At 72.5% G+C, this 10,579-nt stretch carries 7 protein-coding genes, 1 pseudogene and 1 riboswitch; of the genes and pseudogenes, 4 read left to right on the top strand and 4 right to left on the bottom strand.

Features of this window, described 5'->3' with window-relative positions; genetic code table 11:
- Positions 1-149 precede the first annotated feature (149 nt).
- The 3 genes from G3I40_RS07325 (at position 150) to G3I40_RS07315 (ending at position 3,800) form a co-directional block, all read left to right on the top strand.
- Positions 150-1,238 (top strand): PP2C family protein-serine/threonine phosphatase, encoded by a 1,089-nt coding sequence (locus tag G3I40_RS07325; RefSeq protein ID WP_343244850.1) that lies wholly within the window; start codon positions 150-152, stop codon positions 1,236-1,238.
- 204 nt (positions 1,239-1,442) lie between these two features.
- Positions 1,443-1,578: riboswitch (cyclic di-AMP (ydaO/yuaA leader) on the top strand.
- Between the two features lie 11 nt (positions 1,579-1,589).
- Positions 1,590-2,621 carry a M23 family metallopeptidase gene (locus G3I40_RS07320; RefSeq protein WP_164301341.1) on the top strand — a complete coding sequence of 344 codons (1,032 nt, stop codon included), beginning with the start codon at positions 1,590-1,592 and terminating at the stop codon, positions 2,619-2,621.
- Between the two features lie 222 nt (positions 2,622-2,843).
- Positions 2,844-3,800 carry an aldo/keto reductase gene (locus G3I40_RS07315; RefSeq protein WP_164301340.1) on the top strand — a complete coding sequence of 319 codons (957 nt, stop codon included), beginning with the start codon at positions 2,844-2,846 and terminating at the stop codon, positions 3,798-3,800.
- Positions 3,801-3,887: 87 nt separating this feature from the next.
- Here G3I40_RS07315 and G3I40_RS07310 read toward each other — a convergent pair whose 3' ends face one another.
- From G3I40_RS07310 to G3I40_RS07295, 4 genes are all read right to left on the bottom strand, one after another.
- Positions 3,888-5,198 carry a PrsW family intramembrane metalloprotease gene (locus G3I40_RS07310; protein ID WP_164301339.1) on the bottom strand — a complete coding sequence of 437 codons (1,311 nt, stop codon included), beginning with the start codon at positions 5,196-5,198 and terminating at the stop codon, positions 3,888-3,890.
- 205 nt (positions 5,199-5,403) lie between these two features.
- A complete protein-coding gene (trmB, locus tag G3I40_RS07305) occupies positions 5,404-6,162 on the bottom strand; it encodes a tRNA (guanosine(46)-N7)-methyltransferase TrmB (protein WP_343244849.1) in 759 nt (252 codons plus the stop codon).
- A gap of 539 nt (positions 6,163-6,701) precedes the next feature.
- Entirely contained in the window at positions 6,702-7,883 is a 1,182-nt protein-coding gene (gene lhgO / locus G3I40_RS07300; RefSeq protein ID WP_343244848.1) for an L-2-hydroxyglutarate oxidase, read from the bottom strand.
- 95 nt (positions 7,884-7,978) lie between these two features.
- Entirely contained in the window at positions 7,979-9,397 is a 1,419-nt protein-coding gene (locus G3I40_RS07295; RefSeq protein ID WP_164301337.1) for an MFS transporter, read from the bottom strand.
- Between the two features lie 606 nt (positions 9,398-10,003).
- On the opposite strand from G3I40_RS07295, the pseudogene G3I40_RS07290 reads away from it, so the two are divergent.
- Positions 10,004-10,579, top strand: a pseudogene (locus G3I40_RS07290) (asparagine synthase); the annotation flags it as partial.

Here is a 10,579-nt window from a genome sequence, read left to right as displayed (position 1 = left end):
GCCTGGCCGAGCGGGGCCCCGGCTCCCTCACCCGCATGGCCCAGTAATGGTCGCTCCGCGCCCCCGCCCCGGGAACCCTTGGTGAGACGCCGGACATCGGGCGCGGACCTGTCAGGAGACGAGCGGTGGGGCAGCGAGGAGGACGGCACGTGCGCGCGGCGGAGACCAGCCGCACCCGTGCCTTCCTCAGGGCGCTGCCCGCACTGCTGATCCTCGGCGGGGCGCTCTACGAGTACTGCACCCCGTCGGGGTTCTCCGGCGCACCCCTGTTCAGCGCGGCGCCCCTGGTCGCCGCCCCTTTCTTCTCCCTGGGCAGCACGGTCCTCACCGGCGTCTGCTCGATCGGCGCGATCGCCGCCGTGCACCTGAGATACAGCCACGCCTTCCACACGGACGTCATCACCGAGATGGTCACCGTGGCCACCGTCTGCGTCCTGGCCTGCTTCATCAACCGGCTGGTGCGCCGCAGCGACGAGCAGCTCGCCTCCGCACGCCAGATCGCGGAGGCGGCCCAGTACGCGGTGCTGCCCCAGCCGGCCGGGCGGATCGGGGGGCTCGCCATCGCGGCCCGGTACGAGGCGGCGCAGGCCGGGGCGTTCATCGGCGGCGACCTGTACGCGGTGCAGGACACCCCGCACGGCGTGCGGCTCGTCGTCGGGGACGTCCGGGGCAAGGGCATGGGCGCGGTCGCCGCCGTCGCCGTGGTCATCGGCGCCTTCCGGGAGGCCGCCGAACAGGAGAACAGCCTGGAGGCGGTCGCCCAGCGCCTGGAGCGGGCCCTGGCCCGGGAGGGCGGCCGGCGCCGGGGCATCGACGACTTCGAGGGCTTCACCACCGCCGTCCTCGCCGAGATCCCGCACGGCAGCGGCCCGGACGGCGTCGTCCGGGTCCTCAACCGCGGCCACCCCGAGCCGATCGTGCTGTTCGACGACGGCACGGCCCGCCTGGTCCGGCCCGAGGAGGCGGCACTGCCGCTCGGCCTCGGCGAACTGGGTGCCTGGCCGGACCGGTCCACCGAGGCGCCCTTCCCGGCCGGGGCGACGCTGCTGCTGTACACCGACGGGCTCTCCGAGGCGCGGGACGCGAGGGGCGTCTTCTACGATCCCGCGGCCCGGCTCTTCGGACGCATCTTCCCCGGGCCCGAGGAACTCCTCGCGACGCTGGCCGAGGAAGTACGGCAGCACACCGGCGGCGGGGCCACGGACGACATGGCGCTGCTCGCCGTGCGCCGGCCGTGACTCTCCGCATAACAATTGACGCATCGTCAGAAACGCGGCCCGCGAGGACGGCCGGTCAAGTGGACCCGCTCTGCCCGGTCTTGATGCGCTAAGTCCAGGCCAAGGACGTGAACGATCAGTGGGAACGGCTTGGAATTACTGTCGGCTGTCTATTAACGTTCGATAACGCAGCGCGGTTGTCCCAGCCGTCACAAGAGATGGCTCCGCGCGCACGCGCCTAATCCCGCAAGGGAGCCGGGGAACCACCAACTTGGGGTGAATCGGACGTGTTCCACGTCCGTAGGAGACCTTCCTGCTCCGAACCCGTCAGCTAACCCGGTAGGCGAGAAGGAAGGAAAGGAGAGCGCCCCCGTGGCGTCGAACCGTCCTGCCCCCGAGTTCTCCTACGGCTCCGCCGAAGACGGCGTCGAGCAGGAGACCTGGGAGGAGTGGAATCCCACCGAGGACTCCGTCCGTCCCGTCCGCGGCAGGCACCGCGTGTCCCGGCAGCGCGGCGGACTCGCGCGCAGCTCCACGGTCCTCGGCGTCGGCGTGATCGCCGCCGTCGGCGCGGGCGGCATCGCCACCGCGCAGGGCGGCAAGCCCCCGGTCCAGATCTCCATGCCCGACCTCTCGGCGGTCAAGGACTCGCTGCCCGAGGCCAAGTCGCTGCCCGGCGTGGGCGCGCTCATATCCGACGGCTCCGACGCCGACTCCGGTGCGGCCGCGGCGGCCGCCGCCCCGCTCACCAGTGTGGGCAACGGGCAGGAGGGCGCGGGCGAGGCGCTGCGCGCCCGCATCATGCAGCAGGCCGAGACGCAGGAGAGCGCCGCCGAGGCCAAGGCCAGAGCCGCGGCCGAGGAGGCCGCCGCCAAGAAGGCCGCCGAGGAAGCCGCCGAGAAGCAGGACGCGGCGAAGGCCAAGGCCGCCGCCGAGAAGAAGAAGGCGGAGGCGGAGGCCAAGAAGAAGGCCGAGGCCGAGCGCCTCGCCAAGCTCGCCAAGAGCTTCAAGCTTCCCGTCGCCTCGTACACGATCACCGGCACCTTCGGTCAGCCCGGCTCCATGTGGTCCTCCGGCTATCACACGGGCCTGGACTTCGCCGCTTCCACGGGTACCCCGATCTATGCCGTCCACTCCGGCACCGTCACCGAGGCCGGCTGGGCGGGCGCGTACGGCTACCGCACGATCATCACCCTCGACGACGGCACCGAACTGTGGTTCTGCCACCAGTCCTCGCTCAACGTCAGCGCCGGCCAGAAGGTCAGCACCGGTGACGTCATCGGCCGCGTCGGCGCCACCGGGAACGTCACCGGGCCGCACCTCCACCTGGAGGTCCACCCCGGCGGGGACGCCACCGGGATCGACCCCGCGGTGTGGCTGCGGGGCAAGGGTCTTACTCCTTGAGCTGGTGATGGGCGCCGGCTTTGAGGCGTTGACCCTGTGAGTCATCGGCTCCTGTGAACACCGGCGGTCCTGGCGGCAACCCCCCGACGTCAGGGCTGCCGGTTTTGCGTGTGCGTGTGCTTTTGCGGGTGCGGGTGCGGGTGCGGGTGCGGGTGCGTGTGCGTGTGCGTGTGTACGCGTGTCTACGGAATACCGTGTTCCGTAAGGGTGTTGAAACTGGGCATGACTTCTTCTTCCCTGCGCAAGCTCGGCTCCTCCGATCTGGAGGTCTTCCCGCTCTCCCTCGGCGGCAACGTCTTCGGCTGGACCGCGGACGAGGCCGCCTCCTTCGCGGTGCTCGACGCGTACACCGCCGGCGGCGGCAACTTCATCGACACCGCGGACTCGTACTCGGCCTGGATCGAAGGCAATCAGGGCGGTGAGTCGGAGACCATCATCGGCAAGTGGGTCAAGGCCCGCGGCAACCGCGACGACGTCGTCATCGCCACCAAGGTCGCCCGCCACCCCGACTTCCGCGGCCTGCGCGCCGCCAACATCAAGGCCGCCGCCGACGCCTCCCTGCAGCGTCTGGGCACCGATTACATCGACCTGTACTACACGCACTTCGACGACGACGAGACGATCCCGGTCGACGAGATCATCGGCACGCTCGACGAGCTGGTGAAGGCGGGCAAGGTGCGCAACATCGCCGCGTCGAACATCTCGCCCGAGCGCCTCCAGGAGTCCCTCGACTTCTCCGACCGCGAGGGACTGGCGCGCTACGTCGCCCTGCAGCCGCACTACAACCTCGTCTCGCGCGACACGTTCGAGGGCGCCCGGCAGGACGTCGCCTCGCGCGCCGGGCTGGGTGTCGTCCCGTACTTCGCGCTCGCCTCCGGCTTCCTGACCGGCAAGTACCGGCCCGGCGTCGCCGTCGACGGACAGCGCGCCGCGAACGGCGCCGGCAAGCACCTGGAGACCGAGCGCGGCCGGAAGGTCCTTGCCGCCCTCGACGAGGTCGCCGAGGCCCACGGCGCCGAGGTCGCCACGGTCGCCCTCGCCTGGCTCGCCGCGCAGCCCACCGTGACGGCGCCGATCGCGTCCGCGCGCACGGTCGAGCAGCTGCCGGCGCTGCTCGCGGTGGCGGAGCTGGAGCTGACCGACGCGGAGATCGCGCGGCTGACCGCGGCTTCCGCCTAGCGATTCTGTTCGGGGCTGCCGTTCGGGGCTGCTCTGTTTGGGGCTGCCGCTCGGGGCTGTCGCGCAAGGCTTTCGCGGGGGCTTTTCTCAGGAGCGGTACGGGTTGTACGTGGGTCCCGGTGGCATCGGCGGGCCCGCGTACGCCACCGGTGACAGCCACATCGGGGCCGCGGCCCGGGAGGCGTAGGCCAGCGCGGGGCGCGCATGGCCGCGGCGCTCCCACAGCGCGTCGAGCAGCTCCCGTTCCCGGGTGGCGAAATCGGCGCCGGCCCTGCCCTTGTGGCCGCGGTGGCGCAGCACCGCAAGCGACGTCGCGTACGCCTCGTACTCGGTGACCGCCGCGGCCGCCTCCTTGCCGCCGTAGTGCGCGGCGTACTCCCGCGCGAGACGGCGCGCCTTGAGCGAGCCCAGGGCGAACGGGTCGGGCGGCGCGAGCCAGCCCGCGGCGACGTACACCGGCAATTCGGCGCGTATAGTGCGCAGTTCGCGGCTGCGGAGATGGATCGACAGCCAGGTCAGCAGGCCGAACACCGGCACCATGAACGCCGCGTAGACCGCGAAGAACCCGTACTCGCCGAAGGACGACGAGCCGTTCCAGAAGGCGTGCATGCCCATCGCGGACAACAGGCCCGCGACCGGCAGCAGGACGCGGCGGACGCGGGCCCGGTCGGGCGTCATGACCGCGGCGACACCGAAGCCGATGCCGGTGAGCACCGTGAACAGCGGGTGCGCGAACGGCGACATGATGATGCGCACGAAGAACGTCGCCGCCGTCACCGAGGTGAAGCCCGGGCCCGTGCCCGACAACTGGTCGGTGCCGAAGGCGTTCCCGAGGTAGAGGATGTTCTCGGTGAACGCGAAGCCGGTCGCCGTGACACCGGCGACGACGACCCCGTCGACGACACCGGTGAAGTCCCGTCTGCGGAACAGGAAGACGAGCAGCACCGCCGCCGCCTTCGCGGACTCCTCGACGATCGGCGCTATGACCGTGGCGCCGAGGGTGTCGGCGCTGGTCGGGTCGGCGGTCGCGGTCTCGATCCACCGGGTCGCGAAACTGTTCGCGACGATCGCTATGAGCGCCGCCGCGCACGCCCCCCACGCGAACGAGAAGACCATGTTCCGCCAGGGCCCGGGCTGCACCCGGTCCAGCCAGCGGAACGCGGATATGAGCAGGGGGACGGGCAGCACCGCGAGGCCGAGCCCGACCAGGAACCCCTCCGTGCCGGTCTGCTCCCGCACCAGCGCCAGGATGACGGCGCCGGACAGCGCGAGCAGGGTGGCCAGAGCCGTGGCCCGTACGCCCTTGCGCTCCCACCATCGCGGGTGCGGGACCGCGCCGTGCGGCTGTGGGCCGTGGGCGTGATCCTGGTGCGGTGGATAAGTGGGGTACGAGGCCACTCATTGACCCTAACGAGGGATGCGGAGCGCCGCGACGGGGCCTCCCTCGTGCGCCGCGACGGGGCCTCCCTCGCCGACGGGCGTACCGCCTGGCCGTGGTCGGGTCAGGCTGGGCCGCGGTTGGGTCCAGCCTGGGGCGTCGTCGGGTTCGGCCGGGGCCGGGGCCGGGGCCGGGGCCGGGGCCGGGGCCGGGGCCGTGGTCGGGTCAGCGGCGGCGGAACAGGAGGTCGTGCACCACGTGGCCCTTGTCCAGGCCCTGGCCCTCGAAGCGGGTCAGGGGGCGGAATTCGGGGCGGGGCGCCCAGCCGCCGTCCGGCTGCGTGTTCTCGTAGGCGGGGTGGGCGGTGAGGACGTCGAGCATCTGCTCGGCGTACTCCTCCCAGTCCGTCGCGCAGTGCACGAGCGCGCCCGGCTTGAGCGGGCCCGCGACGAGGTCGAGGAACTCCGGCTGGAGCAGGCGGCGCTTGTGGTGGCGTGCCTTGGGCCAGGGGTCGGGGAAGTAGACGCGCAGCCCGTCGAGGCTGTTCTCGGGGAGCATCTCGCGCAGCAGGATGATCGCGTCGCCGTTGGCCACCCGGACGTTGGTCATGCCGCCGCGTTCGGCGAGGCCCAGCAGGTTGCCCTGGCCGGGGGTGTGCACGTCGACGGCGAGGATGCCGGTGTGCGGGTCCTCCGCGGCCATCTGTGCCGTGGCCTCGCCCATGCCGAAGCCGATCTCCAGGACGATCCGGTCCAGGCCGGGGAAGAGTGCGGCGAGGTCGAGGACGCGCTGCCCGTCGATGTCCAGGCCCCACTGGGGCCACAGCCGTTGCAGCGCGTCGGCCTGGGAGGTCGTGACGCGGCTGCGGCGGGGCTGGAAGCTGCGGATGCGGCGCTCGAAGTGCGAGCCGGCCGGGTCGGGCTTGGGGCCATCGGGGAACCGGGGCTCGTTGGGGCGCGCGTGGGGGGTTTTGGACTCAGACACAGTGAGGGTGATTTTACGGGGTGCGGGGGGTTTTCCCGTCCGGGCCGGTCTCCACGCCACCGGGGAGGTGATCCCGGGCTGGTGTGCGCTTTCCGTGTGGCTCGGGGTGCGGGGCCGCGCCGGGGTACCTCCTCGGCCGGATTGGTCTCCACGCCACCTGGGCGCCTACGGCGCGGCATCCGGAGCTGGGTTCCTGCGGTGTCCTGCGGGGGCACCCCGACACGGCCCCTCCTGTCGAAGAGCGACCAACCCCCGGTGGGGCTACCGGATCGGCTCACCCTCCGGTGGGGGTGGTGCCGGGCGGCTGAACGCCGGCGGGGGCGGCTGCCCCCGCCTTGGGCAGTCTGCCGCCTGGGGCGGCAGGGTGGGCAAGGCGGCACCCCAGCGCCGGGTCACCGTCACGAGTAGGGCCGCAGGCCAGCGCGGAGCCGGAGCCAGGCGCCGGGTGACCGTAAAGAGCGGGTCGGACAGGCGCCGGGGCACCGTTACGGGCAGGGCCGCAGGCCAGCGCGGAGCCGGAGACAGGTAGCCCGGGAGGGTTACGTCGAGGCGAGGGCGGACAGGGCCCGGCGGGCTACCTCCCGGCCGATGGGGAGGGAGGCCGTGGCCGCGGGCGACGGCGCGTTCAGCACATGCACCGTGCGGGCCCCCTCACGGATCAGGAAGTCGTCGACCAGCGTCCCGTCCCGCAGCACCGCCTGCGCCCGCACCCCGGCAGGCGCCACCCGCAGATCCCCGGAGGTCACCGCGGGCACCAGCCGCCGCACCGCTTCGGTGAACGCCCGCTTGGATGCGGAGCGCCGCAACTCGCCCGCCCCGTAACGCCAATGCCGCCGCGCTATCCGCCACGACCCCGGCCAGGCCAACGTCCCGGCCAGCTCCCGGGGCCGTACGACGCCCCAGTCGTAGCCCTCGCGGGCCAGGGCAGGCACGGCATTGGGCCCGACATGGACGCTGCCCTCGATGCCGCGGGTCAGATGCACCCCGAGGAAGGGGAACGCCGGGTCCGGCACCGGGTACACGAGGCCGCGTACCAGGTCGGGCCGGGCCAGGTCGAAGTACTCGCCGCGGAACGGCACGATGCGCATCCCCGGATCGTCACCGGCGAGCCGGGCGATCCGGTCGCAGTGCAGCCCCGCGCAGTTGACCAGGACCTTGCCGCGGACGACGTCCCCGGTGCTGGTCCGTACGGCGACGCCCCGCGCGGCACGCCGGTCGATCCGTACCACGTCCGCGTCGTAGCGGATCTCGGCGCCGGACGCCTCGGCGAGCTGCACGGCGACGGCCCGGTAGTCGGCGATGCCGGTGGTCGCGACATGGATGGCGGCCAGGCCCCGGACCTCGGGCTCGTACTCCTGGATCTGGGTGGGTCCCAGCTCGCGCACCGCAATGCCGTGCTCCCTGCCGCGCTGCACCAGCGCGTGCAGCCGCGGCAGCTCGTCCCGCTCGGTCGCGACGATGAGCTTGCCGGTGACCGCGTGCCTGATCCCGTACTCCGCACAGAACTTGACCATCTCGGCCGACCCGCGCAGGGCGAAGCGCGCCTTGAGCGAATCGGGGCGGTAGTAGATCCCGCTGTGGATCACCCCGCTGTTGCGGCCCGTCTGGTGCCGGGCCGGGCCCGGCTCCTTCTCCAGGACGACGACGCGCGTGCCCGGCGCGGCTCGCGAGACGGCATGGGCCGTCGCCAGCCCGACGATGCCGCCTCCGACCACCAGCACGTCCCCGTCATACGCAGCCGTCCCCACCTGGCCTCACCTCCATGCCCTGCATCTTGCCCGACAGCACTGACAATCCATGCGGGACGGGGGCACGGCTATGCCGGAGCCATCAGCAGGGGCCTGGCCCGCTCCCGCAGTTCGACCACGCGCGGCTCGTCGCCGTACGGCTCCAGCCGGTGCAGCAGGTCCTTCACGTACTCCGTGGTCCGCGCGGAGGAGATCCGGCCCGCGACCTCGAGCGCCCGGGTCCCCTGCTCGCACGCGGCGTCCAGGTTCCCGGACTCCAGCTCGGCCACCGCCGACACCACGAGCCGCAGCCCGTGGGAGCGTACGAACTCCTCGGTCGGCCTGGACAGCGCCTGCTCCGTGAAGCGCCGGACCTGGCGCGGCGCCTTCAGGTCCCGGTAGCACTCGGCGGCGTCCGCGGCGAAGCGGTCGTAGGAGTAGAAGCCGAGCCAGGAAGGGTCGCTGTCGCCGTCCCTGGCCCGCTCCAGCCAGCCCTCGGCGGCCCGCAGCGCGGCCCCGGCGGCCTGTGCGTCACCGGCGCGCGCGTGCGCGCGTGCCTCGACGAGCCGGAAGAAGCTCATGGTGCGGGCGGTCGCCAGGCTCCGGTTGCGCTCCAGCGCCGCCTGCGCCAGGTCGACCCCTTCGTCCCCGAACCCGCGGTACGTGGCCTGCAGCGACATGGATGCGAGGACGTAACCGCCGAGCGGCACGTCAGCGGCCGCCCGCGCGAGACGCAGCGCCTGGATGTAGTACCGCTGCGCCGCCTCCTGCTGGCCCGTGTCGAACGCCATCCACCCGGCGAGACGCGTCAGTTCGGCCGATGCGCCGAACAAGGAGCGCCCCACGTCGTCCGAGTAGGAGCCGAGCAGCAGCGGCGCCGCGTCGACCCGCAGACATTCCGGCACCATCGACGAACGCCAGTCGCCGCCCCCGTACTTGGAGTCCCACCGCCGCGCGTCCTCCGCCGCCTCGCGCAGCTTCAGTACGTCGCTGTGGCCGACCTTCTGGGGTGCGCCCTCGTCCGTGGTGTGCGCTTCCCGCGCGACCGAGGAGTCGGCCGGGGTTATCAGCCACCTCGACGCGGGTGTCGCGTACGCGCTGACCGCGAAGGAACCGGCCAGGGACTGCCAGATGCCGCCGCCCGCCCGGCGCCCGGCCAGGTCGAGCCGGTAGAGCTCGGTGGCCGCCTTGACCGCCGCCCGCACGTCGCGCGGGAAGGCGAGGCCCACCTCGGGCGCCGGATCCGCGTCGGCCAGGCCGATCTCGTGCAGCGGCACGGGCCGGCCGAGCTTCTGCCCGATGGCGGCGGCGATCAGGTGCGGCGCGGCGCCCTGCGGCACCATGCCCTTGGACACCCATCGCGCCACCGACGTTTTGTCATAGCGAAGTGTCAACCCGCGTTGTGCGCCAAGGTCGTTGACGCGGCGTGCGAGTCCTGCGTTGCTGATTCCCGCGAGGGCGAGAACGGCGCCGAGTTTCTCGTTCGGCCCGCGTAGCTCCCTGGACATGCGCCACCCCTCGACACAGACGGCTGCCGCTCCGGCAGCACGCCTGCCCTGTCGGACTGGCATAACCGCGCGGCATTCGTACACCCAGCGTAGTTCGCCGGATCCCAAGCGTTAAGTGTCGTAGTTCCGGATGGCGAGATTGTTGTCCGTACGGAAGTACGGCCCAGGCCACGCCCCGTGACCGTGTGCTCCGGGTGTGGCGCCGTGCGCCCGTGCGTGCGCTCTTACCCGGACATGGGGGGAGCGCTTCCATGGAACCTGCGTGGGTCGGCCCGCTGTACTGGATCCAGTGGGCTGGGGGACACCGCCGCCTACATCCCCGCGGGCGGCGGACCGGTCCGGGAGGCGGAGTGCGCCTCCCGGACTGTGCGTTGCGCGCTGTGGCCGAAGCGCGGTGTTCGGCTCCGGCCAACAGCGGTCGATTTGGCCGAATCTCGCCCCCGTCGTCCCACCTTGCCGTGGTGGTGCCACGGTTCAACTACGGCTCAAAAGGGGCGCATTCAGGGGAGCGCACGCCATTTCCCACTCCCCACTTGCCCCTTCCTCGACGCCTCCTTCGTGGCAGCATGGGGACACCTTGGTTGTCCACAGGTTGTGGAGGCGGCGATGCGGTGGTTGGTGGGATGGAGCAGTACCGCCGCTGGGCCCGTTGCCTTCGCGTCCGCGGGCGCCATGGGAACGGAGGGCGAAACCGTACACCCGGTCGGCTCCCAACTCCTGTGGGGCGACCCGGATCCCCTGTGGGCGGTCGGCGACTGGCGCCCCGACGAGGTGCGCATCGTGAAGGCCGACGACCAGACGCGGATCGCGGTCCTCGGCGTGTGCGGCGCCTCCGACGAACAGCTGCGCGTCGGGCTCTTCGCCGCGCGCGGCGGCGCCCTGCGCCACCTCACCAACTGGCCCGGCAGTTACACCGCCGTCGTCCGGACGGGCCGCCGCGTCACGGTCATCGGTGACCTGGCGGGCGCCCGCCCGGTCTTCTACACGCCCTGGGCGGGCGGCACGGCGTACGCCACCGCCGCCCTGCCCCTCGCGGACCTCATCGAGGCCAACCTCGACGTGGGCCACCTGGCGGCGCTGCTCGCCGCGCCCGACGTCCCGGAGGCGGTGCACGACTCGACGCCGTACCAGGGCGTGCGCCGCATCCCCCCGGGGCACGCGCTGATCCTGCGCGCCGGGGCC

It is taken from the genome of Streptomyces sp. SID14478, from assembly GCF_010548525.1.
GTDB lineage: Bacteria > Actinomycetota > Actinomycetes > Streptomycetales > Streptomycetaceae > Streptomyces.
Note: the sequence above shows the minus strand (reverse complement) of the source record. Positions and strands in the feature narration are given on the sequence as shown.